The sequence below is a fragment of the Nocardioides sp. genome (assembly GCF_030655615.1).
GTDB lineage: Bacteria > Actinomycetota > Actinomycetes > Propionibacteriales > Nocardioidaceae > Nocardioides.
On record NZ_JAURVJ010000109.1, the window covers coordinates 1 to 22,395 of the forward strand.

The 22,395-nt window shown below is 72.3% G+C and carries 23 protein-coding genes; 13 read left to right on the forward strand and 10 right to left on the reverse strand.

Going from position 1 to position 22,395, the window contains the following annotated elements:
* Positions 1-494 precede the first annotated feature (494 nt).
* Positions 495-2,294, reverse strand: a complete 1,800-nt coding sequence (locus tag Q7T52_RS09005; RefSeq protein ID WP_304801600.1) for a DEAD/DEAH box helicase — start codon at positions 2,292-2,294, stop codon at positions 495-497.
* A 78-nt stretch (positions 2,295-2,372) separates the two neighbouring features.
* Here Q7T52_RS09005 and Q7T52_RS09010 point away from each other — a divergent pair, with 78 nt between their 5' ends.
* Both Q7T52_RS09010 and Q7T52_RS09015 read left to right on the forward strand, forming a co-directional pair.
* Positions 2,373-2,768, forward strand: coding sequence for a YccF domain-containing protein (locus Q7T52_RS09010; RefSeq protein WP_304801602.1), 396 nt, complete (start codon positions 2,373-2,375; stop codon positions 2,766-2,768).
* The gene (locus Q7T52_RS09015; protein ID WP_304801604.1) at positions 2,768-3,385 is read left to right on the forward strand and encodes a histidine phosphatase family protein; all 618 of its coding nucleotides are present in this window, start codon (positions 2,768-2,770) and stop codon (positions 3,383-3,385) included. Before Q7T52_RS09010 ends, Q7T52_RS09015 begins: the two co-directional genes overlap by 1 nt.
* Before the next feature lie 15 nt (positions 3,386-3,400).
* Here Q7T52_RS09015 and Q7T52_RS09020 read toward each other — a convergent pair whose 3' ends face one another.
* Entirely contained in the window at positions 3,401-3,859 is a 459-nt protein-coding gene (locus Q7T52_RS09020) for a hypothetical protein (protein WP_304801606.1), read from the reverse strand.
* A gap of 95 nt (positions 3,860-3,954) precedes the next feature.
* On the opposite strand from Q7T52_RS09020, the gene Q7T52_RS09025 reads away from it, so the two are divergent.
* Entirely contained in the window at positions 3,955-4,164 is a 210-nt protein-coding gene (locus Q7T52_RS09025; protein WP_304801608.1) for a hypothetical protein, read from the forward strand.
* A 12-nt stretch (positions 4,165-4,176) separates the two neighbouring features.
* On the opposite strand, the gene glmS is transcribed toward Q7T52_RS09025, so the two are convergent.
* Positions 4,177-5,994, reverse strand: coding sequence for a glutamine--fructose-6-phosphate transaminase (isomerizing) (glmS, locus tag Q7T52_RS09030; RefSeq protein WP_304801610.1), 1,818 nt, complete (start codon positions 5,992-5,994; stop codon positions 4,177-4,179).
* 31 nt (positions 5,995-6,025) lie between these two features.
* Positions 6,026-6,289, reverse strand: coding sequence for a hypothetical protein (locus tag Q7T52_RS09035; protein ID WP_304801612.1), 264 nt, complete (start codon positions 6,287-6,289; stop codon positions 6,026-6,028).
* A gap of 282 nt (positions 6,290-6,571) precedes the next feature.
* Here Q7T52_RS09035 and Q7T52_RS09040 point away from each other — a divergent pair, with 282 nt between their 5' ends.
* The 4 genes from Q7T52_RS09040 to Q7T52_RS09055 all read left to right on the forward strand — a co-directional run bounded on the left by Q7T52_RS09040 (position 6,572) and on the right by Q7T52_RS09055 (position 9,501).
* A complete protein-coding gene (locus Q7T52_RS09040) occupies positions 6,572-6,703 on the forward strand; it encodes a hypothetical protein (protein ID WP_304801614.1) in 132 nt (43 codons plus the stop codon).
* Between the two features lie 149 nt (positions 6,704-6,852).
* Entirely contained in the window at positions 6,853-7,419 is a 567-nt protein-coding gene (locus tag Q7T52_RS09045; RefSeq protein ID WP_304801616.1) for a YceI family protein, read from the forward strand.
* A 93-nt stretch (positions 7,420-7,512) separates the two neighbouring features.
* The gene (locus Q7T52_RS09050; protein ID WP_304801618.1) at positions 7,513-8,469 is read left to right on the forward strand and encodes a GNAT family N-acetyltransferase; all 957 of its coding nucleotides are present in this window, start codon (positions 7,513-7,515) and stop codon (positions 8,467-8,469) included.
* Positions 8,470-8,478: 9 nt separating this feature from the next.
* Positions 8,479-9,501, forward strand: coding sequence for a serine/threonine-protein kinase (locus Q7T52_RS09055; protein ID WP_304801620.1), 1,023 nt, complete (start codon positions 8,479-8,481; stop codon positions 9,499-9,501).
* Here Q7T52_RS09055 and Q7T52_RS09060 read toward each other — a convergent pair.
* The gene (locus Q7T52_RS09060) at positions 9,479-10,843 is read right to left on the reverse strand and encodes a hypothetical protein (RefSeq protein ID WP_304801622.1); all 1,365 of its coding nucleotides are present in this window, start codon (positions 10,841-10,843) and stop codon (positions 9,479-9,481) included. The two genes, Q7T52_RS09055 and Q7T52_RS09060, sit on opposite strands and share 23 nt — an antisense overlap.
* 65 nt (positions 10,844-10,908) lie before the next feature.
* Between Q7T52_RS09060 and Q7T52_RS09065 the strand changes: the two genes are divergently transcribed.
* Both Q7T52_RS09065 and Q7T52_RS09070 read left to right on the forward strand, forming a co-directional pair.
* Complete coding sequence (locus Q7T52_RS09065; protein ID WP_304801624.1) at positions 10,909-11,910, forward strand: LLM class flavin-dependent oxidoreductase; 1,002 nt, start codon at positions 10,909-10,911, stop codon at positions 11,908-11,910.
* Between the two features lie 109 nt (positions 11,911-12,019).
* The gene (locus Q7T52_RS09070) at positions 12,020-13,558 is read left to right on the forward strand and encodes a lysyl oxidase family protein (protein ID WP_304801626.1); all 1,539 of its coding nucleotides are present in this window, start codon (positions 12,020-12,022) and stop codon (positions 13,556-13,558) included.
* A gap of 56 nt (positions 13,559-13,614) precedes the next feature.
* Here Q7T52_RS09070 and Q7T52_RS09075 read toward each other — a convergent pair whose 3' ends face one another.
* On the reverse strand, positions 13,615-14,271 hold the full coding sequence (locus tag Q7T52_RS09075; protein WP_304801628.1) for a hypothetical protein: 657 nt from the start codon (positions 14,269-14,271) through the stop codon (positions 13,615-13,617).
* Between the two features lie 94 nt (positions 14,272-14,365).
* On the opposite strand from Q7T52_RS09075, the gene Q7T52_RS09080 reads away from it, so the two are divergent.
* Complete coding sequence (locus Q7T52_RS09080; protein ID WP_304801630.1) at positions 14,366-14,998, forward strand: alpha/beta family hydrolase; 633 nt, start codon at positions 14,366-14,368, stop codon at positions 14,996-14,998.
* A gap of 99 nt (positions 14,999-15,097) precedes the next feature.
* Here the strand turns inward: Q7T52_RS09080 and Q7T52_RS09085 are convergent, their stop codons facing one another.
* Both Q7T52_RS09085 and Q7T52_RS09090 read right to left on the reverse strand, forming a co-directional pair.
* Complete coding sequence (locus Q7T52_RS09085; RefSeq protein WP_304801632.1) at positions 15,098-16,690, reverse strand: hypothetical protein; 1,593 nt, start codon at positions 16,688-16,690, stop codon at positions 15,098-15,100.
* A gap of 155 nt (positions 16,691-16,845) precedes the next feature.
* Positions 16,846-18,060 carry an acyl-CoA dehydrogenase family protein gene (locus Q7T52_RS09090; RefSeq protein ID WP_304801635.1) on the reverse strand — a complete coding sequence of 405 codons (1,215 nt, stop codon included), beginning with the start codon at positions 18,058-18,060 and terminating at the stop codon, positions 16,846-16,848.
* A gap of 88 nt (positions 18,061-18,148) precedes the next feature.
* On the opposite strand from Q7T52_RS09090, the gene Q7T52_RS09095 reads away from it, so the two are divergent.
* On the forward strand, positions 18,149-19,126 hold the full coding sequence (locus Q7T52_RS09095) for a superoxide dismutase (protein WP_304801637.1): 978 nt from the start codon (positions 18,149-18,151) through the stop codon (positions 19,124-19,126).
* On the opposite strand, the gene Q7T52_RS09100 is transcribed toward Q7T52_RS09095, so the two are convergent.
* Together Q7T52_RS09100 and Q7T52_RS09105 are read right to left on the reverse strand one after the other, a co-directional pair.
* Positions 19,068-19,469, reverse strand: coding sequence for a DUF1707 domain-containing protein (locus Q7T52_RS09100; protein ID WP_304801639.1), 402 nt, complete (start codon positions 19,467-19,469; stop codon positions 19,068-19,070). The genes Q7T52_RS09095 and Q7T52_RS09100 overlap by 59 nt on opposite strands.
* Entirely contained in the window at positions 19,466-20,089 is a 624-nt protein-coding gene (locus Q7T52_RS09105) for a PadR family transcriptional regulator (protein ID WP_304801641.1), read from the reverse strand. Before Q7T52_RS09105 ends, Q7T52_RS09100 begins: the two co-directional genes overlap by 4 nt.
* A gap of 302 nt (positions 20,090-20,391) precedes the next feature.
* On the opposite strand from Q7T52_RS09105, the gene Q7T52_RS09110 reads away from it, so the two are divergent.
* Positions 20,392-21,084: a DUF6461 domain-containing protein gene (locus tag Q7T52_RS09110; protein WP_304801642.1), complete on the forward strand. Its 693-nt coding sequence runs from the start codon at positions 20,392-20,394 to the stop codon at positions 21,082-21,084.
* Between the two features lie 75 nt (positions 21,085-21,159).
* Positions 21,160-22,395, forward strand: a complete 1,236-nt coding sequence (locus Q7T52_RS09115) for an HNH endonuclease signature motif containing protein (protein ID WP_304801644.1) — start codon at positions 21,160-21,162, stop codon at positions 22,393-22,395.

Sequence of the window (22,395 nt, forward strand, 5' to 3'; positions counted from 1 at the left end):
GGTGTGAGGGCGCCGGTGTGAGGGCGCCGGTGTGAGGGCGCCGGTGTGAGGGCGCCGCGAACTCGTTCGATCGCACGAGTTGGGCGGGGAGCTCAGCCCGGGCGGCGTTCCAACTCGTTCGATCGCACGAGTTGGGCGAGATCCCTGCCCCACCACCGGCTCAACTCGAGCGATCGCACGAGTTGGGCGAGATTTCAGCCCCACCACCGGCTCAACTCGAGCGATCGCACGAGTTGAGCGGCAGATCAGCCCCACCACCGGCTCAACTCGAGCGCTCGCACGAGTTGGGCGGGGAGCTCGGCCCGACCGTCGTACCAACTCGTTCGATCGCTCGAGTTGGGCGGGACCTCAGCCCCACCACCGGCTCAACACGAGCGATCGCGCGAGTTGGGCGGGATCTCAGCCCCACCACCGGCTCAACTCGTTCGATCGCACGAGTTGAGCGGCAAATCAGCCCCTTCACCGCCTCAACTCGTGCGATCGCACGAGTTCGGTCAGTCGTCGGAGGGCCTCTTGTGCCGCGGCTTCTTGAACGACCCACCCTCCTCGGGGGACGAGGACGAGGACGAGTGCGACGGCGGACGCGAGCCGCGCGGGCCGCGGTCCTCGGAGAGCTCGATGAGCTTGCCGCTGATGCGGGTGTTCTCGAGCTTCTTCCAGACCTCGGGGGACAGGTCGGCGGGCAGCTCGACGACGGAGAAGTCGGGCTGGATCTTGATCGAGCCGAAGTCGCCGCGCGACAGGCCACCCTCGTTGGCGATGGCGCCGACGATCTGGCGGGGCTCGACCTTGTGGCGCTTGCCGACCTGGATCTTGTAGGCCTTCATCGGCTTGCCGGTGTCGTGGCGCGGGCGGCGCTGGCCGCGGTCAAAGCGGTCGTCGTCGGACTTCCCGCCCTTGCCCTTGGCGCCGCGGTCGTCGAACGTCGGTCGCGCGCGCTCGGCGGCCGGGTCGAGGAGCAGCGGGGTGTCGCCCTGGGCGACGATCGCCAGCGCGGCGGCCACGTCGACCTCGGGCACGTCGTGGTTGCGGACGTAGTGGGCGACGACGTCGCGGAAGGTCTCGACCTCGCTGCCGCGCGAGAGGGCCTCGGTGATGGCGTCGTCGAAGCGGGCGAGGCGCGTGGTGTTGACGTCCTCGACCGACGGGAGTCGCATCTCGGTCAGCGACTGACGCGTCGCCTTCTCGATGTGCTTGAGCAGGTAGCGCTCGCGCGGGGTGACGAACGAGATCGCGTCGCCCGAGCGGCCGGCGCGACCCGTGCGGCCGATGCGGTGCACGTAGGACTCGGTGTCGGTGGGGATGTCGAAGTTGACGACGTGGCTGATCCGCTCGACGTCGAGGCCGCGGGCGGCGACGTCGGTGGCGACGAGGATGTCGAGCTTGCCGGCCTTGAGCTGGTTGACCGTGCGCTCGCGCTGCACCTGGGCCACGTCACCGTTGATCGCCTGCGCGGAGAAGCCGCGGGCGCGGAGCTTCTCGGCGAGCAGCTCGGTCTCGTTCTTGGTGCGGACGAAGACGATCATCCCCTCGAAGTTCTCGGTCTCGAGGATGCGCGTGAGGGCGTCGGCCTTCTGGGGATAGCTGACGATCATGTAGCGCTGGGTGATGTTGTTGGCCGTCTGGGTCTTGCCCTTGACGTCGATCTGCACCGGGTCCTTGAGGTACTGCTTGGACAGCCGGCGGATCTGGGTCGGCATGGTGGCGCTGAACAGCGCGACCTGCTTGTCGTCGGGGGTGTCGGCGAGGATCGTCTCGACGTCCTCGGCGAAGCCCATGTTGAGCATCTCGTCGGCCTCGTCGAGCACGAGGAACTTGAGCTCGGTGAGGTCGAGGGTGCCCTTCTCGAGGTGGTCCATGATCCGGCCCGGGGTGCCGACGACGATGTGGACGCCGCGACGCAGCGCGCTCAGCTGCACGCCGTAAGCCTGGCCGCCGTAGACCGGCAGCACGTGCACGCCCTTGGTCTGCGCGGCGTACTTCTGGAAGGCCTCGCAGACCTGGAGCGCGAGCTCGCGGGTCGGGGCCAGGACGAGGGCCTGCACCGACTTCTGGCGCACGTCGAGGCGGTCGAGGATCGGCAGCGCGAAGGCCGCCGTCTTGCCCGTACCGGTCTGCGCGAGGCCGACCAGGTCGCGGCCGGCGAGCAGCGGCGGGATGGTCTCGGCCTGGATCGTGGAGGGGCTCTCGTAGCCGACATCCTTGAGGGCCTTGAGGACGGCATCACCGAGACCGAGGTCGGCGAAGGTGGGGGGCGCGTCGGCTGTCTCGACGGGGGCGGCTTGGTCGTTCACCCGACAACGGTAGTGGCTGGGGCTTGTACCACCCATTTCGCCGCCGCGGTGTGGTGGGTCACCTGTCAGGCTGAAGGGGTGCGAACCCTCCTCAACGTCCTCTGGCTGGTGCTCTGCGGCTTCTGGATGGCCATCGGGTACGCCGTCGCCGGTGTCGTCTGCTTCGTCTTCATCATCACCATCCCGTTCGGCCTCGCGTCGTTCCGGATCGCCAGCTATGCGCTGTGGCCGTTCGGCCGCGAGGTCGTCCAGCGCGGCGACGCCGGTGCGGCCTCGGCGATCGGCAACGTCATCTGGTTCGTGGTCGCCGGGATCTGGCTCGCCATCGGCCACGCGGTCAGCGGCGTCGCCCTCTGCCTGACGGTCATCGGCATCCCGCTCGGCATCGCCAGCTTCAAGATGATCCCGGTCTCGCTGCTGCCGCTGGGCCGCGAGATCGTGCCGTCCTACCAAGTGTTCCACGCCGCCCGCTGATGGCCGGGCTCGTCGTCGTCACCCATCCCGAGGCCACGCACGTGGTCGACGGGCTCGTGGGTGGTTGGTACGACGCCGACCTCACCGAGCGGGGCGCCCGCCAGGCGACCCGGATCGCCGATGCGCTCGCCACCAGCCCCGGCCTCGGGAGCGTCGACGCCGTCGTCTCCTCCGACCTGCGCCGCTGTCGTCGTACGGCGGACACGGTCGGCGCCCGTCTCGGCCTCGAGGTCCGGCTCGACCCCGACCTCCGCGAGCAGTCCTACGGTGCGGCGGAGGGCCACCCGCCCGGCACCTTCGCCTGGACGCCGCCCGGCGCGGGCGACGACCCGCTCACCCACCACGACGGCGTCGAGGGCTCTGAGACGCGGCTCGAGGTCGCGACCCGGGTCTACGCCGCGGTCGAGCGCGTCCTGACCGCCGGTGACGAGACCACCGTCGTGATCACCCACGGCGGCGCGGCGACCTACGTCGTCGCGGCCTGGATCGGGATGCCGCTGACGTCGGTCGGGGCGGTCCGGTTCAGCCTCACGCCGGGAAGCATCAGCCGGCTGACGGAGCCGCGGCCCGGCGAGCGACGCGTCGAGTCGCTCGACGGCGTCGCCCACCTCGCCTGAGGGGCTGGAGGAGGGTCAGGCCGGCCACGTCTCGTCCGCCCGGGCGACCAGCAGCTCCTCGGACGCGCCGAAGCCCAGCAGCGAGTGCCGCTGGTCCGCCCACGCGCCGAGCGCCCAGTCGCGGCGGCGCGCGACGACGTCCCAGGAGAGCTCGAGGGTGAGCACCGTCGCGGTCGGGCCGAGCGCGACCGCGCGGCACTCGGTGGCCCCGACCGGCTCGGGCAGCCGCACGAGCACCCAGGGCCTGCGCACCTCGGCCACGAGGCCGGCCTCCGGGAGCCGCAGGTCGGGCAGCAGGTCCTCGCCGGCGCGGCGCCACCACCGCAGCACGAGCAGCGGATCGGCCGTCAACGCCTGCGCCGCCCGGCCCGGCTCGTGCCCGGCAAGAGCCGGCAGGACCCGGTGGGCGAAGGCGTAGTGGTGCGGGCGCGGCTCGGGCGGCCGCCCGGTCGGCTCCGTTGCCGTGTCGGTCACCGGGCCATCCTGCCCCGGACTCATCCGCCCGGGGGACGCGTCCGACCGGCGACCGACCTAGCGTGGAGGTCCCTCATTGCTCTCGGAGGCCCCCCATGAACGACGCTCTGCACCGCCCTGCGCCCCATCCGTGGCGCACTCTCACCCTCGGCTTCCTGGGAGGCGTGGCCCTCGGCCTCGTCGTCTGGGTCGTGCTGAGGGTGGCCGGCCTGTCGCCCGACTCGGCCGGCCTGATCGCCTTCATCCTCGTGATGGGCGCCGCGCTCGGCGCGCTGCTCTGGTCGGGCCGCGACGACCCGACCTGAGCGGCGGTCAGGTCACTCGACGGTGACCGACTTGGCGAGGTTGCGGGGCTTGTCGACGTCGAGGCCGAGGTGGGTCGCGGCGTGGAAGGCCAGCAGCTGCAGCGGCAGCGTGAGCAGGATCGGGTCGAGCTCGCGCTCGGATCGCGGTACGTCGACGCGGCGGCAGGTGATCCCGCCGAGGTCGACGTCGGGGTGGGTGACCACGACCAGCGGGCCGCCGCGCGCGGAGATCTCGTGCAGGGCTGCGACGTTGCGGTCGGTGAGCTCGTCGTGGGGCACCACCGCGACCGTCGGCACCTTCGGGGAGATCAGCGCGAGCGGGCCGTGCTTGAGCTCGGAGGTCTGGTAGGCCTCGGCGTGGCGGTAGGTGATCTCCTTAAACTTCTGCGCGCCCTCGCGGGCCACGGGGAAGCCGCGGACCCGGCCGACGAAGAACAGGCTCTCGGCCGCGGCGAGCTGCTCGGCGACCTCGACGAGCTCCTCGGACAGGGCGAGCACGTCGGCGACCTGGCCCGGCAGCGCCTGCAGGCCGGCGACCATGCGCTTGCCGTCGGCGATGGACAGGTCGCGGACCCGGCCGAGCTGGAGCGCGAGCAGCGCGAAGCCGAGGAACATCGTGGTGAGGGCCTTGGTCGAGGCGACGGCGACCTCGGGGCCGGCGTGCAGGTAGATCCCGCCGTCGACCTCGCGGGCGATGGCTGATCCGACGACGTTGACGAGGCCGACGACCCGGCCGCCCTTGCGGCGTACTTCCTGGACGGCGAGGAGGGTGTCGATGGTCTCGCCGGACTGGCTGACCGCGACGTAGAGGGTGTCGGGCTCGATGACCGGGTCGCGGTAGCGGAACTCGCTGGCGGCCTCGGCGTCGGCGGGGATGCGGGCCAGCTCCTCGATCAGCGAGGCCCCCATCTGCCCGACGTAGTAGGCCGAGCCGCAGCCGAGGATCTTGACGCGGCGGATCGCGCGGGTCTCGCGGGCGTCCATGTTGAGGCCGCCGAGGTGGGCGGTGCCGAACCGCTCGTCGAGGCGTCCGCGCAGGACCCGCTCGGCCGCGGCCGGCTGGTCGAGCATCTCGCGCAGCATGAAGTCGCTGCCGTGGACGTCGTAGGACGCGGGGTCGACGTCGACCTCGGTCGCGGTCCGCGGGGCGTGGGTGAGGTCGGCGCGGTAGGTGGTGAACCCGGTCGCGGTGATCGTGGCGATCTCGCCGTCCTCGAGGTGGGCGACCGTCGTCGTGTAGCGCACCAGCGCGGCCAGGTCGGAGGCCACGTGCATCTCCTTCTCGCCGACACCGATGATCAGCGGGCTGCCGTTGCGCGCCACCACGATCCGGTCGGGGAAGTCGGCGTGCAGCACCGCGAGGCCGTAGGTGCCGTCGATGCGCTGGAGCGTCTCGGAGACCTTGCCCTCGAGGGTGTCGGCGTCCGAGAGCGCGATCAGGTGGGCCAGCACCTCGGTGTCGGTGTCGGAGACCAGGTCGACCCCGGCGTCGGCGAGGTCGGCACGCAGCGCGTTGGCGTTGTCGATGATCCCGTTGTGGACGACCGCGACGTCGCCCTTGCCGTCGGTGTGGGGGTGGGCGTTGGCGTCGGTCGCCGGACCGTGGGTCGCCCAGCGGGTGTGGCCGATGCCGGCCTTGCCCGCGAACCGCTTGGGCAGCTCCTCCTGGAGGTCACGCACCCGCCCGGCCCGCTTGGCGACCCGGACCCCGGTCGGCCCGACGACCGCGACCCCGGCCGAGTCGTAGCCGCGGTGCTCCAGGCGCGAGAGCCCCTCGAGGAGCAGCGGGGCTGCCTGCTGGGTGCCGATGTAGCCGACGATGCCGCACATGTGGTGGGTCCTCTTCCGTGGTTCGAGCAGGTCAGCCGTAGACGAGGCGGCGGAGCTGCCGCTCGGTGAGGGGTGGTGCCGCGACGACGCGCGAGGTGAGCTCGTCGGCGATCCGGGCGAAGATCTCGGGGTTCTTGTGGCCGTAGGTCTTGAGCTCGCCGTGGCGCCGCCTCACGTAGGCCCCGACCGTCTCGGCGTGGAACGAGACCACGTCCTCGACGACCCGGGCCGCCTCCGCCTCGGTCAGGCCCGTCGACGCCACGAGGTGCGTGACGAGGCTCTGGTCGGTGCGCACGGGGAGGATCGTGCGCCCGACGCGGCCTCGTGTGCAACTTCCTGCCCGAAATCGGGCAGTTCCCTGCCGATCGGGCGCGCCGCAGGCCCCGTCCGTGGCCGGGCAGGCCCGACCGTCCCACGGTCTCCACACCCGCCGATTCCGAGCGGTGGAGCAGTCGACCCCTCCCGACCGGCTCAGGTCCGTCCAGGTGGAGCAAGAAGTCCACCCCTAGGGGTCACTTGTCCGCCCAGGTGGGGATGAGGTACCTTGAGTGAACAGAAGGTGAACAGGAGGTGTCCCATGACCGACCACAAACGTCGGGCCCAGCTCGAGATGCGCTGGCTCCCGGTGACCGACGAGGCCGGACGCACGCGGATGGAAGCGGTCTGGATCGTCCCGACCGAGTCCGCGGGCATCACCCAGGCCGCCTGACCTCGTCTCTCTCGGATCATCCGGCAGCGCCGCACCCCCTCGGGGTGTGGTGCTGCCGATCTTTTTCCAGGGCGATGGGAATGCAAACGGACTGCGGTCCGTTACTGGTGATTGACTGTTCAACCACCCCACCTCTTCTGGAGCACACCATGACCGAGTTCGACGCCGCCACCACCGCCATCTCCGACATCACCGGCGACTACACCATCGACCCCGCCCACACGCGCCTCGGCTTCGTCGCGCGCCACGCGATGGTCACCAAGGTCCGCGGCCAGTTCCACGAGTTCACCGGCACCGCCCACGTCGACACCGCCAACCCGGCCGCCTCCAAGGTCGACCTGACCATCGCCGCCGCGTCCGTGAGCACCGGCAACGCCGACCGCGACGGCCACCAGCAGAGCGCCGACTTCTTCGGCTCCGCCGAGAACCCCCAGATCACGTTCTCCTCGACCAACGTCGAGCGCGACGGTGCGACCTGGACCATCACCGGAGACCTCACCATCAAGGGCACCACCAACTCCGTCGCGATCGACTTCGACGAGGTCGGCTCGGCCCAGGACCCGTTCGGCAACACCCGCGTGGGCTTCGAGGGCTCGGTCACCGTCAAGCGCAGCGACTGGGGCCTCACCTTCAACGCCGCCCTCGAGACCGGCGGCGTCCTCGTCTCCGAGAAGGTCACCCTCGAGTTCGACATCTCCGCCATCAAGAACGCCTGACCCCAGCCCCACCCGCAGCAACCGCGTCACCCGGCACGAGGCCGCGACCAAATAGGTCGCGGCCTCGTCGCGTCTCCTGCCAGCATCCGGGCCATGGACGACGTACGACCGGGCGACCCGCCCGCCGACCTGACCTCCCGGCCGCTCACCCCCGCCGACGCCACCGCGGTCTTCGAGACGATGGCCGCGCAGGAGCTCCACGACCTCGGCGTCGTCGAGATCGAGGAGGCCGACATCGTCGGCGACTGGCAGCGGCCGAGCTTCGACGTCGCCGCCAGCACGGTCGGCGTCTTCGACGGCGACACGATGGTCGGGTACGCCGAGTTCGCGGCTCCCGACCGGGGCGACGCGGCGGTCTTGCCGAGCCACCGAGGCCGCGGCGTCGGCACCTGGCTGGCTGCCCGCATGCGGGACCTGGCCCGTTCGCGCGGCACGACGGTGGTCGGGATGCCGGTGCCCGAGGGCTCGCCGGGCGACCGGCTGCTGGCCGCGCTCGGCTACCACGTCCGTTGGGAGAGCTGGGTGCTCAAGCTGCCGCGGGGCGCGACGATCACCGAGCGCCCGCTCCCGGAGGGCTACGCCGTCCGCGCGGCCGAGCCGGCCGACTACCCCGACGTCCACACCGTCGTCGAGGACGCGTTCCTCGAGTGGTCGGTCCGCGACCGCGAGACCTACGAGGACTTCGCCGCGACGACGACGGAGCGGCCGGGCTTCGCGCCGTGGCACCTGCGGGTCGTCACCGACGGTGCCGGCACCGTCGTCGCGGCGGCCGTCGTCGTCGTCCATGACGGGGACGAGGGTCGGGAGGCGTTCATCAGCCGGCTCGCCACCCGGCGCGACCAGCGTGGCCGGGGCCTGGCCCAGGCCCTGATGGTCGACACCTTCGCGGTGGCCCGCGAGCACGGTGCCGAGGTGTGCGGGCTGTCCACCGACAGCCGCACCGGCGCGCTCGGCCTCTACGAGAAGGTCGGGATGCGCGTCACCTCCACCTGGGTCAACCGGGCCGTGGACCTGACGCCCTCGACCAGCACCCCGGGAGACATGGCCTAGCCTCACCGCATGGGCGAGGTGTTCGCGGGGCGCTACGAGCTGCTCGACCCCGTCGCCACCGGCGGGATGGGCACGATCTGGCGGGTCCTCGACCGCAGCGACGGCCAGGTCAAGGCGGCCAAGATCCTGCGGCAGTCCGACGCCGGGTCGCTGCTGCGTTTCGTGCGCGAGCAGTCGATGCGCATCGACCACACCCACGTCGTCACCCCGCTGTCGTGGGCCGGGGTCGACGACCGCGTGCTCTTCACGATGCCGCTGGTGCGCGGCGGGTCCGTGGCCGACCTGCTCCGGGAGCGCGGGCCGCTCCCGGTGCGCTGGGTCGCGCTGCTCACCGACCAGGTGCTGCAGGCGCTCGAGGCGGTGCACGCGGCCGGCATCGTCCACCGCGACGTCAAGCCCGGCAACCTGCTGCTCGAGCCGACCGGCGCCGGTCGCCCGCACCTGCGGCTCACCGACTTCGGCATCGCCGCCCCCGTCGACGAGCCACGGATGACCCGTGGCTCCCACGCGATCGGCACCCCGGGCTACATGCCGCCCGAGCAGTGGGTCGGCGCCGACCCCGACCCGACGGCCGACGTGTTCGCCGTCGGCCGGGTCGCGCTCGAGATGCTGATCGGGCAGCGACCGGCCGACGAGGACCTCAAGGCGCACCGCACCGGCGAGCACGCCCGCGACCTCCTGCTCACCGTCGTCGAGCACGCGACGCGCAACGACCCCGCCGACCGGCCCGCCGACGCGAGCGCCATGCGCGCCCAGCTCGCGGCCACCGGCCTGCTGACCCTGCCCCCCACCCCGGGCGAGGCGGTCGTGGTCCCCGACCGGTTCGGCACCGCCGAGGCCGTCACGATGGGCGACCTGCCGCCGACGACCGGTCCGACCCACGCGACCGCGCCCCTGGCCCGCAGCAGCACCGTCGCCTTCGGGACCGGACTCGCCCCGGCCGGCCGTCGCCCGTCGGCCCTGCCCGGGCTGCTGCTGCTCCTGGCCGGGATCGTCGGGCTGGCGGTCGCTACCTGGCTGCTGGTCGGCTGACCCGGCGGCGCAGCAGGAGCGCGCCGGCCAGGATCGACAGCAGGCTGGCCGCTCCCAGGGCCAGCCCGGCGGTCCGGCGTACGTCGGTCTCGTCGCCCTCCGAGCCCGTCGCGCGCTCGTCGGCGACGTCGGGCGTGCCCGAGACCTCGGCCCGGAAGTCGCCGACGTCGACGAGGTAGGGCGTCGTCCTGGCGTAGCCGTCGGGCCCGCGCTCGCCGTTGCCGGAGAGGACGGCCTCGGGGAAGCTCGGCGCCTCCCCGACCTCACCCGTGACGTCGACCGTGACCTCGATCGGCACCTCGACGGGCTCGCGGGCGGGGTCGTACGGCGGCGCGACGGAGACCGAGACCCAGTAGTCGCCCGGCACCGACACCAGGCCGTCGTCGAAGCGGTTGAGGTAGGTGACCGGACGGGTGCCGTCGAAGAGGCTGACGGCCTCCTCGCCGAAGGACTCGTCGGTGACCGCGAGGTCGTGGCCGGTGTCGAAGGAGTTGCGCAGCGGGTCGAAGAGGGTCAGGTCGACGTCGGGGGTGTCGCCCACCAGCGCCTCGACCGTGGCCTCGTCCTGCGCCGGGAGGTCGACCTGGACCGCGAGCGCCTGGCCCCAGTCGAGCCGCACGCGGTAGAGGTGCTCACCACCTTCGGGGACCGCGTCGGAGACGGTCGCACCGGGCTCGAGGTCGGGCGCATCGTCGAACGACGAGGTCGCCCCGTCCACCGGGCTCGGCGCGGTGGGGTCGGGCGCCGACACGGTCGGCGCCTCGATGATCGGCGGCAGGTCCTCCTCGGTCCCCCGCACCGGCGCCTCCTCGACGACCCGGAGCGCGATCGGCAGGTCCCCCTCGGCGGTCGAGGACCCCCGCGTGACCCGGACGTCGAGGTGGTCGGCCGAGACGCAGGGGTCCTCCGTGGCGCCGAGGTCGTCGGGCGGCACCGAGGCGAGCACCCCGAACGCCGACGCGGGGATGCTGCTGTTGGACGAGGTGGAGTCCTGCGTGCAGACGGTGCCCTGGGGGTCGAAGACCGTGACGTCGAGGCTGTCGGAGTCGGCCGACGACGTCGCGGTGACCCCGACCAGCACGGAGCTGTACTGCATGGTGCGGCGATAGCTGAACCAGTGGGCGTTGGCCGGCGGGGCCCCGGGTCCGCTCAGCGTGTCGGCCCAGAGCCCGGCCGTCAGCGGGGTCGGCTCCTGGGGGTTGGTGCTCACCTCGACCCGGGTCCCACCGAGGTCGACGGGGTCGGGGAGGTCGGGCGCCGGGGTGGTCGCCCCCACCGCCGCGGAGGCCGAGGCGAGGAGCACGACGACCGGTAGCACGCCTCTCGCCACCCGTCTGCCCACGGCCGGACGATACCCCCGTGAGGTGGGTCCGGGCTCCCGGCGTGGCCCGGCACTAGCGTGCGGCCATGCCGCGCACCCAGTTCGTCGTCCGCTACGACTTCCGGGCGCCCGGCGCCGACCCCGCGCAGCGCCAGGAGCTCTACCGCCGGGCCCTCGAGCAGGCGGCGTACGTCGACGGGGCCGACGGGCGACCGGGCCAGGACGCGCTCATGCTGAGCGAGCACCACACGTCCGACGACGGCTACCTGCCCTCGCCGATCCCGGTCGCGGCGGCGATGGCCGCGGTGACGAGGCGGATCCCCCTCACGATCAGCGCCCTGCTGGTCAACTTCTACGAGCCGCTGCGGCTGGCCGAGGACCTCGCGGTGCTCGACCACCTCAGCCAGGGACGGGTCAGCCACACGATCGGGCTCGGCTACCGACCGGAGGAGTACGCGCTGTTCGGACGCCCGATGGCGACCCGCGGCCGCGACCTCGAGGCGCGGATCAAGGTGCTGCTGCGGGCGTGGACCGGCGAGGAGTTCGAGCACGAGGGGCGCCGGGTGCGGGTGACGCCGACGCCGTACTCGCAGCCGCACCCGTTCCTCTTCTACGGCGGCGGCACGGTCGCGGCGGCCGAGCGCGCGGCCCGCCTGGGCCTGCACTTCCAGCCGCAGCACGGCGACCCCGTGCTCAAGGAGACCTACGACGTGGCCTGCCGCGCGGCCGGGCGCGAGCCTGGCTTCACGATGCTGGCGCCGCCGGGGCCGGCCAACGTCTTCTGCGCCGAGGACCCCGACCGGTTCTGGGCGCTCCACGGCGAGCACCTGCTCGCCGACGCGGTGGCCTACCAGCAGTGGCACGGCACGGCGGCGTCCTACGTCGTCGACACCTCGCGCACCGTCGCGGAGATGCGGGCCGCCGGCGTCTACGTGGTGCTGACGCCTGCTGACCTGGTCGAGCGCTGCCGGTCGGGCGAGATCCAGCTCGTCACCAGCCACCCGGCCTGCGGCGGGCTGCCCGCGGAGCCGTCGTGGGAGCACCTCCGCCTCGTGAGCGAGCGCGTGATGCCCGCCGTACGCGGCTGACCATCCACGGGGGTCCTCGAACTGACACGCGTCAGGAGGCAACCAATTCGTCTCCGGCCGCGTCCTCAGCCTGGAAGCTCCAGCTCCGTCGACAGAGAGAAGCACCCCCATGCACCGTCGCACGTCCTCCCGTTCTCCCCGTGCCCCTCGTGCCCGCCGGTTCGCGATCGTCGCGGCCGCCGCCACGCTGGCGCCGCTGACCGCTTTCTCGGGTCTCGCCGTCCCCAGCCAGGCCGCCGCTCCCGCGACCGCCGCCACCCCGTCCCGCGCGGCCGCCGAGCCGACCGGCAACCACCTCTGGTCGCCCGCGGCGGCCACCGGCTACCTCTACGGCAAGCGCAAGATGGCCTCGGTGCCGCTCGACCTCCGGTTCGTCGCCGGCGACTCGCCCGTCGAGATCTGGTCCAACCGCTCGTCCTACACCGAGCCCATCCGCAGCGTCGTGCGCACCGCGTCGGGCGACGTCGCGCTGCCGGCCGGCACGCTCAAGAGCTTCGGCGGGCTGTCGCGGTTCGTCTCGGTCAAGGTCACCGACGCCAGGACCGGCAAGCTCGTGCGCACCGCGTCGCGCGACGCCTGCCTCAACGGCTACGGCCAGCGGGTCCGCCCCGAGGCGCCGGCGCGGTCGCCGTACCCCCACGGCTGCTACGCCAACCCCTACAGCACCGGCTCGGTGCAGGGCGTCCAGGCCGGCTGGTCGGTGCCGCTCGTCGACTACGACGGCTCGCTGCGCCTGCCCAAGGGCCGCTACGTCGCCACGGTCGTCGTCGCGCCGAAGTACGCCGCCGCGCTCGGCCTCACCGCCGTCGAAGCGACCCGCACCATCAAGCTCAAGGTCGCCAAGGAGCCCCACGACCACGATGACCACGACCACGGCGACGACGGTGGCGGTCTCAAGCCCTCCGGCACCACCGGTCCGACCGGACGCCGCCTCGCGGCGAGCGACGTCGAGGGTCCCGTGCCCAACCTCAGGTCGCTGCCGGCCTGGGGCATCACCGTCGCCGAGAACGGCAACTACCTGCGGTTCTCCGCCACCGTGTGGAACGCCGGCAACAGCCCGCTCGTCGTCGACGGCTTCGTCAACGAGCAGCAGGACCGGATGAGCGCCTTCCAGTACTTCTTCGACGGCGAGGGCAACCAGACCGGCTACCAGCCGGTCGGCTCGTTCGAGTTCGACCACAAGGCGACCCACCAGCACTGGCACTTCCGCGACTTCGCGACCTACACGCTGCTGCGCGCCGACAAGTCGACCGCGGTCGTCTCCCGCAAGGAGGCGTTCTGCCTGGCCAACACCGACGCCGTCGACCTCACGGTCCCCGACGCCGACTGGAACCCGGAGAACACCGACCTCTCCACCGACTGCGGCTCCGAGGACTCGCTCTCGCTGCGCCAGGTCCTCGCCGCCGGGTGGGGTGACACCTACGCACAGTTCCGCGCCGGCCAGTCCTTCGACCTGCGCAACCTGCCCAACGGCACCTACTACATCGCCACCATCGCCAACCCGCGCAGGCGCCTCATCGAGTCGTCCACCGACGACAACGTCGCCCTGCGCAAGGTGATCATCAGCGGCAAGCCCGGTGCCCGCAAGGTCCGCGTCCCCCAGGTCGGCCTCGTCGTCGAGAACAACGACGTCGAGGGCGGCCTCTAGCCCCTCCCCCACGCTGACCCGTCGTAGATCTACGACGGGTCAGCGTGGTTTTTCACTCAGGCGCTGCGTACGCCGGGCCCGACGAGCACCACGGAGCGGTCGAGCTCGATCGTGGTGACGACGTCGGTGACCGACGGGCGGGCCGGCGTGGAGGAGAAGCCGAAGCGGGGCGGCGGGTCGACCGGCGCGAGCCCGCCGAGGTCGGCGCCGTCGAAGGTGCCGGAGACGGCGTCGACGGTGCGGTTGGCGGTGGCGCCGTACCACTCCAGCCGGTCGCGGGTCTCGCCCCTCGTGCGGACGCCGTCGAGCACGTGGCGGGCGACGACGTCAGTCAGCGTGCACCACCACGGCGCCGTGGCGACCGCGTCGGGCACCGCCGTGAGCAGCCGGCCGAGGCCGGTGACGCCGCCGATCCGCACGTCGAGGTCGAGCGACTCCGACCGCACCCGCCAGCCGTGCGGGTCGACCCGGACGCCGAACCGCTCGATCCGGATCTCGTCGAACTCGTAGGTCGCGGCGATGAAGCGCGCCACGTCGGGGCTGGGCGCGAGGAGGAGGCGGTGGCCGTCGGATCGCTCGACCATCGCGTCGGCGAACGCCCCGAGCGGGGTCTCGTCCCAGCGCCCGATGACGATGCGGGTGCCGCTCGTCGTGCCGACCCCGGCGATCTGGCCGCGGAAGCGGATCCGGTGACGGCCAGGCGCGATGGGCATTCTCTAGACCTAGCACAGGGGGCGCGAGGCGGTCACATCGTGTCGGATGCCCGTATTAACCCTCCCGACGGCTCCGACGCAGGATGATCGGGGCGTGCACCTGATCGACGACGGACCCGACGGCGCCCGCGCCACCCTGCTGCTCGCGCCGGGGGCGAGCTCGAACCTCGAGGCCCGGCCCCTGGTCCTCGCGGCGCGGGCGCTGGCCGCGCACGGGCTGCGGGTAGTGCGCTGCGAGTTCGACTACCAGCACCAGCGACGGGTCACCGGGCAGCGCGGCCGCCAGCCGAGCGCAGAGCAGGTCGTCGAGGAGTACGCCGCCGCGGTGGCCGGCCTGACCGGCCCGACTGGTCCGGTGGTGCTGGGCGGGCTCTCGTTCGGCGGGCGGGTCGCCACCATGGCCGCGGCCCGGGCCGGCGCCCTCGGTGCGGTCGCCCTCGGCTACCCGTTCCACCCGCCGTCGGCGCCCGACAAGGTCCGCACCGCCCACCTGCTCACGACCGAGGTGCCGGTCCTCGTCTGCCAGGGGACCCGCGACGAGTTCGGCACCCCCGACGACATCGCCGGCTACGGGCTGCCCGACCTCGTCACCGTGCACTGGCTCGACGGCGCGGACCACGGGCTCCGGCCACTCGCCCGCTCGGGCCGCACGGCGGCCGAGGTGCTGGCCGAGGCGACAGAGGTGGCGGCGGGCTTCGTCGACCGGCTCGTAGAGGGACGTGCCTAGTCGACGCCTGCCCCTCGCTGCCCCGCGCAGGGGCGGCATCGGACGCGGGACGCGGGCCGATCTGCATGTCCGTCTACGAGAGGCGGCAGCGCGACTCCGTCAGAAGGCGAAGTCGTCGAAGATGATGTCGGCGCCGGACTGCAGGTCGTCGATGTTGAACGTGCCGAGCGAGGTCACGTCCTCCTCCACGTCGTTCTCGAACTGACGCCAGACCTGGTAGGCCTCGGCCCGGCCGCTCGCGTTGGAGAGCAGGAGCTGCGGGCAGTAGTAGCCGCCGCCGCTGTCGAAGAACCCGTCCGAGTCGGGGTTGAACTCGGGCCGGGCCGCGACGAACCCGCTGAACGGCGACTGGCCGTAGCGGTTGAACGCCACGATCCGGTAGCGCACCCGGAACCCCGGCTTCCACCGGCCCTCGCCGCCCGGCTTGCTGGCGAACGCCCGCGACCACGCCGTCACCGACGCCTCCTCCTTCGGGGGTGACTTGACGATCGCGCCGAGCCGCGCCAGGCCGGTGGGCTCGTCCGGGAAGGTGTTGGTCATCTCGATCGTCATGCCGTAGTCGCGGCGGTCCTCGAACGTGAACGTCCCTCCGCTCGGCGAGACCATCCGGTAGTCACCGAGGGTCCCCGTCGGACGGACCTCGTAGGCGGTGCTGCTCCCTCCGGCCGGGTCCAGCCGCACCTCGCGGATGTCGGCCGTCTCGAGCTTCTCCCTCTCGTGCCCCGGCGCCCCGACCCAGTTGTCGGCCATCTGCACCCGGTGAGGGAGCTCCACGCCCCAGAACACGTCCTTCTGCCCGCCGGGAAGGTCGAAGTGCAGCTCGAGCCGGTACGCCGACGGCGACGACGCCACCCGGGTGAGCGCCCAGGACATGGAGGGATGGACGGTCCCGACCCGCAGCAGGTTCTGGTCGACGTCGACCACCGACGGCACCAGGGTGAAGGTCGTGAACTCGGCACGCACCCGTGGGTGGGGCAGCGCGGCCACCGCGACGAAGTCGGGCAGGGCGTCGAGCACCGTCCCGTACTGCTTCGCGAGGTCGGCGGCCAGGCCGGAGCCCGCGTCGCGAGCGAGGTCCAGGTCGTCGGTGGCGACGTAGTAGGCCACCAGCAACGAGGTCGCCAGCCGCTGCATCTCGGCGATCCGGGCGAAGACCTGGAAGACGTTGCGACAGGTCCGCACCGGGTCGTCGTCACGCAGCAGCTCCCAGTTGGTGGCGAGCAGGGTCTCCATCAACGTCGGCTGCTCCAGGCCGGCCGCCCCACCGGTCCCCATCATCCGGTCGTGGATGAGCACCAGGTTGGGCGCCAGCGCGTCGATGCGGGGGTCGGCCTCGAGCAGGTACTTCTTGACGCCGGCGTCGCGCGTCGCCTGGTCGCTCGCCTGCAGCTTCACCTGGACGTGGTGCTGGTGGGTCTTCACCTCCGACCAGACGGTGTCGAAGCCCTGCGACGCGTTCGACCACGTGACCTCGTTGAGCAGGGCGGTGACCTTGCCGTCGATCTGGGTGACGGTGTCGGAGATCGACTGCAGGACCGCTGCGGTCTGGGCTGCGTCGCTGTCGCTGAGCCCGAACAGGTCGAGGACGAACGACTCCGCCTTGGACCCGGCCATCCCGGTGACCTTGCCGAGCGCGGCGTCCAACGCCTTCTTGAGCAGCTTCTCGACGAACTCGTCGGCGTCGAAGTCCATGGGCGCGGGCCTTCCGTCGCAGCCCGAGCCGGTGCTGGTGAGTCCTCGGAACGTAGCGGGCCCCACCGGGCGGCGTCGATGGATCGGTCGTCAGATCCAGGCAAAATCTGCACGACCGTGTACGAGCGGCGAGCGACGAGCGGCCGGCCGGCGGCCTAGCGGATCGGCGCACCCGAGATCGTGCGCGCGATGACGAGCCGCTGGATCTCGGAGGTGCCCTCGAAGATCGTGTAGATCTTGGCGTCGCGGGCCCAGCGCTCGACGGGGTACTCGCGCGTGAAGCCGTTGCCGCCGAGGATCTGCATGGCCTGGCCGGTGACCTTGACCGCGGTCTCGGCGGCCATCAGCTTCGACATCGAGCCCTCGGCCGCGTCGAACGACCGGCCCTGGCTGGCCATCCACGCCGCACGGTGCACGAGCAGGCGGCTGGCGTCGATCGAGACCGCCATGTCGGCGAGCATGAACGCGATCGCCTGGTTCTCGATGATCGCCTTGCCGAACTGCTCGCGGGTCTTGGCGTAGTCGAGGGCGACCTCGTAGGCCGCCCGCGCGATGCCGACCGCCATCGCGCCGACGGCGGGACGGGTACGCTCGAAGGTCGCCATGCTCGCGTTGCCGCGGGCACCGGAGCCCTCGCGTACGCGGGCCAGGCGGGCGTCGAGCTTGTCCTTGCCGCCGAGCAGGCAGCGACCGGGCACGCGCACGTTGTCGAGGACGACCTCGGCGGTGTGGCTGGCCCGGATGCCGTGCTTGTGGAACTTCTGGCCCTGGCTCAGGCCCTTGGTGCCGGGCGGCACGACGAAGCTCGCCTGGCCGCGGGTCTTGAGGTCGGGGTCGACGACGGCGGTCACGACGTGGACGTCGGCGATGCCGCCGTTGGTCGCCCAGGTCTTGGTGCCGTTGATGATCCACTCGTCGGTGGCCTCGTCGTAGCGGGCGCGGGTGCGCATCGCACCGACGTCGCTGCCGGCGTCGGGCTCGGAGGAGCAGAACGCGCCGAGCTTGAGGTCGCCCGGGGAGCCGAACATCTCGGGGACCCACTCGAGCACCTGCTCCTGGGTTCCGTTGCTGCTCACGCCGGCCGCGGCCAGCGCCGTACCGACGATGGCCAGCCCGATGCCCGCGTCACCCCAGCAGAGCTCCTCCATCGAGACCGGGATGCCGAGGCCGGTGGGGTCGAAGCCCTGGGTCGCGAAGAAGTCCATCGAGTAGATGCCGGCCTTGGCCGCCTCCTCGACGACGGGCCAGGGGAACTCCTCCTTCTCGTCCCACTCCGACGCGGCGGGGCGGATGACGTCGGCGGAGAAGCCGTGGAGCCAGTTCTTCAGCTCGACGTGGTCGGCGGACAGTTCGAACGACGGAGTGGACACGTCGTCGAGGTTATACGCGACACGGTGTTGCGCGCGGCCAACCAGAAGGATGAGAAGTCCTCTCATGGTCGGGCCCTAGCGTCGGCACATGACTCTCGGACACCGCTCGATCCTCACCCTGCTCACGACGGCCGTCACGGCCGCCGCCCTCGCCTCGCCCGTCCTGCCCGCCGCGCCGGCCGGCGCGGAGACGCAGCCGCCCCTGCCCGACTCGATCGCGCTGCCCGACGGCTTCCAGCCCGAGGGCATCGCCATCCAGGGGCGCTTCGGCTACTTCGGCTCGCGCGACGACGGCGACATCTACCGCGCCAACCTCACCAACGGCAAGGGCAAGCGCATCAGCGAGGGTCCCGGTACGGCGTCCGTCGGCCTCAAGGTCGGCCCCCGCGACCGGCTCTACGTCTCCGGTGGTGACGCCGGAACGGTGCGCATCGTCAGCGCGCGGACCGGACGGATCCTGCGCTCGCTCGAGGTGAGCACGGCGACGTCGTTCGTCAACGACGTGGTGCTGACTAGGAACGCGGCGTGGTTCACCGACTCGGCGGCGCCGAAGCTCTACCGCGTGCCGATCTACGCCGACGGTCGGCTGCCGCGCAAGCGCGACGTGCGCACGATCCGGCTCCGCGGCGACTGGGAGCAGCCGGCCGCGGGCGAGTTCGGGGCCAACGGCATCACGGAGTCGCCCAGCAACGGGCGGAGCCCCAAGGCGCTCCTCGTGGTCAACTCGACCGACGGCACGCTCTTCCGGGTGCCGCGCAGCGGCCGGCAGGCCGGCATCGCCGACCGCGTCCTCCTCGGCGGCGCCTCGCTCACCGACGGTGACGGGATGCTGCTCGAGGGCACCAAGCTGTTCGTCGTGCGCAACCAGCTCAACCGCGTGGCCGTCATCCGGCTGCGCGCGGACGGTGGCCGCGGCACCAAGCTGCGGTCCTTCACCTCGGACAACTTCGACGTGCCGACGACGATCGCCCGCGGGCGGGGCGGGCTCTACCTGCCCAACGCCCGCTTCACCACGATGCCGACGCCGGAGACGACGTACGACGTGACGCGCGTCGGGCGCGGCTGAACAGGCCACAGCCCAGGAAGAAGATGCCGACCCAGAACGGCAGGTGGGTGACCACCGACAGCACCACCAGCAGGATCGCCAGCGGCACGAACGGGACCGGGCGCCAGCCGGGGCCGGGACGACGTCCCGGCCCCGCCTGGTGCGGGTGGTGCTGGGTGAGCTGAGCACCCTGGCCCGGCAGGTCGTCGAACAGCACGGCCAGGTCGCCCTGGGTGCGTGCGGTCCAGACGGCGTCGAGCCGCTCGGCGTGCTCCTCCGGGTCGAGCCGGCCGACCGCGGCGTGCTCGGCCAGGGAGGCCGCTGCCCGCTCGCGCTCGACGTCGCCGACCCGCAGGTCGCTCACTGCTCGTCTCCCCGGTCCGTGCCGTCGGTCCCCTCGGGACCGTCGGCCAGCACGCCGTAGAGGCGCCGCCGGGTGTCGGCGAGGATCTCGATCGCGGCCCGGCGCTGGAGCTCGGAGCCCTGCGTGACGATCTGCCACACCGCCGGCATCACCTGGCCGATCTCGGTCTTGAGGTCGGCGTGCTCGGCCTTGCCGGGCTTGGCACCGTCCTTGGTGGCGTCGGCGTCCGCGCCGGACTCGAACGGCGCCCAGACCGCGGCGACCTCGTCGGCGTGCTCGTCGACGTACGTCTGGCCGGCCTCGGTCAAGCGCAGGCTGCGGCGGCCGCGCTCGTCGTCGGCCTCGACGAGGCCCTCGTCCTGGAGCTGCTGGATCGTCGGGTAGACCGACCCGGGGCTCGGGCGCCAGCCGCCCTCGCTGCGCTCGGCGATCTGCTGGATCACCTGGTAGCCGTTGACCGGCTCCTCCGAGCGGGCCGCGGTGGCCAGCACGTCGAGGATGGCGACGCGGACGTCGCCGCGGCGGACCCGCGGTCCACGACCGCGCTCGGGCTGGCCCATGCCGAACAGGCCGGCCACCCACGGGGGCGGTCCGCCGGCAGAGCCGCCGGGTCCGCCCATCGGGCCGCCGCGTCCTCCGCGGCCACGGCCCTCGAAGGGACCATCGGCCCATCCGGGGCCGCCCCAGCCACCGCGGCGGCCTCCGCCGTGCTGGCGCCAGGGGCGACCCTCGCTGTCGGGCCCGGAGGCCCATTCCTTGTTGCGTCCTTGGTGTCCCATGGTGGGACCTCTCTTTCTGTTTGAGGTTATCGCGAACCTTCTTGAGTAGTTCGCGATATATCGCAACCGTACGCCAACTGTGCGGCCCGCGCAAGGTTGGACGTCCCGGCCGGTTGCCGGCGTGGCCGACGTAGGGTCCGGCCATGCGACTCCTCGTGGCCGCCGGGACCCTCGCGATCGGCCTGCTGCTCAGCGCCTGCGGCGACGATCGCGACCCGGGGGACGGGACCCGGATCGACCCGGAGCCCCGGGTCAGCGAGCACGTGCCGACCTCGGGGGCGGGGGCCGGAGCCGCGGGCTCCTACGACTTGGTCTTCGAGAGCGGCGCCGATGTCGCCAACTGCATCGGCGTCGTGGAGGGAGTGTCGATCGAGGAGGTCCTGGAGCGGTACGGCGCCGACACGGGCCGCGAGCTCGACCCCGAGTCCGACGCGGCGTACGGCTTCTCGATCGCCGCCGTCGCCGTGGACGGCGGGGTCGTCACCGTCGAGCCCAACGGCTTCCAGTGCTCGCGGCCCAAGAAGCTGCAGAGGGTGGCCGACGGACACCCGGCGGCGAGCGTCTTCTGGAACGTGGAGAGCGACAACGCCTTCACCCTGGTCCGCCCTGGCCGGCCCCCGGTCAGCGTCGACCTCTACGACGCCTTCCCCGAGATGGGCACGCCCGACGTGACCGAGGTCGGGCTTCCGAAGGGGCTGCAGGCGCTGTGGCAGGAGGCCGGCTCGGCCGAGGTCGAGCCGTGGGCGGCCGGGCTGGCGATGGTGGAGAAGACGACCGGGATCGTCGTACCGCGCGAGGCGGTCGAGGCTCCCGGACCGCTCTACCTGCTCCGCTGAAAAGTTATCCACAACCCCTGTGGTTGAGCCTGATTCTCACCCAGAACTGTCGGTGGTCAGTGCTGGACTAGACCCATGGCCGAGCACACCGACACCCCCCGATCGGGACACCCGATCGAGGCGTTCCTGTGCTCGGTCCTCGACGACCTCAAGGGCCTCGCCGACGTCCCGACCTGGTCGATGGACGGCGCCACCACCACCCGCGTCGTCCGCCTCGCCGCCCAGGTGGCCGCCGGCGTCGCCGAGGTCGAGGCGCGCTCCATCGGCCAGGCCGACACCCTCGACCTCACCGGCGCGACCCAGTGCCGCAACCTGCCGCGGTGGGTGCAGCAGACCACCGGGGTCACCCGTCGTACAGCGTCGGCCAAGGTCCGCCTCGCCACGTCGCTCCGCGACCTCGAGCCGACGCGGGCTGCCACCGCCCGCGGCGAGATCCACGCCGAGCAGGCCCAGACCATCGCCCACCAGGTCGCCAAGCTCGATGACGAGCGCGTCCCCGCCCCCGACCAGGCGCGCGCCGAGGCGTTCCTCCTCGACCAGGCCACCACCGGCGGCCACGACGCCGACGCGCTGGCCCAGCTGGGCCAGGCGATCTGGGAGCGCCTCGACCCCGAGGGCGCCGAGGAGCGCGAGGCCAAGGCGCTCGAGGACCAGGAGGCCCGGGCCCGCGGGAAGACGCGGCTGTCGATGGGCGACGACGGCGAGGGCCTGACCCACGGCCGCTTCACCCTCCCCACCGCGGTGGCCGCCGCGTTCCGCAAGCAGCTGCACGCCCTCGCCGCCCCCAAGCACGTCCGCGCCGAGCAGGGCGCCGGGTCCTACGACTGGAAGACTCCCAGCGCCGAGCGCCTGGGGCCGGCGTTCGTCGAGTGGATCGAGACCTACGACCCGAAGCAGCTGCCCAAGATCGGGGGCCTGTCAGCGACCGTGGTCGTCATCGGCGACTGGGAGATCCTCAACGGCAAGGTCAAGGCCGCCACCCTCGAGACCGGCGAGCGGATCAGCCACACCGAGTTCCTCCGCATGGCCTGCGACGCCGGCGTCATCCCCGCCTGGATGAACGCCAACGGCGAGTGCCTCGCCCTCGGCCGCAAGCACCGCTTCCACACCCCCGCACAACGCCTCGCCGCGATCATCGAGCAGCTCGTCTGCCAGCACCCCGACTGCGACGTCCCCGGCTACCTCTGCCACGCCCACCACCGGGTTCCGTGGAGCAGGGGTGGCGGCACCGACCTGCGTACGACGCAGCTGCTCTGCCCGTTCCACCACGCGAAAGCGCACGAGGACGGCGAGGATCCGATGCGGACGTGA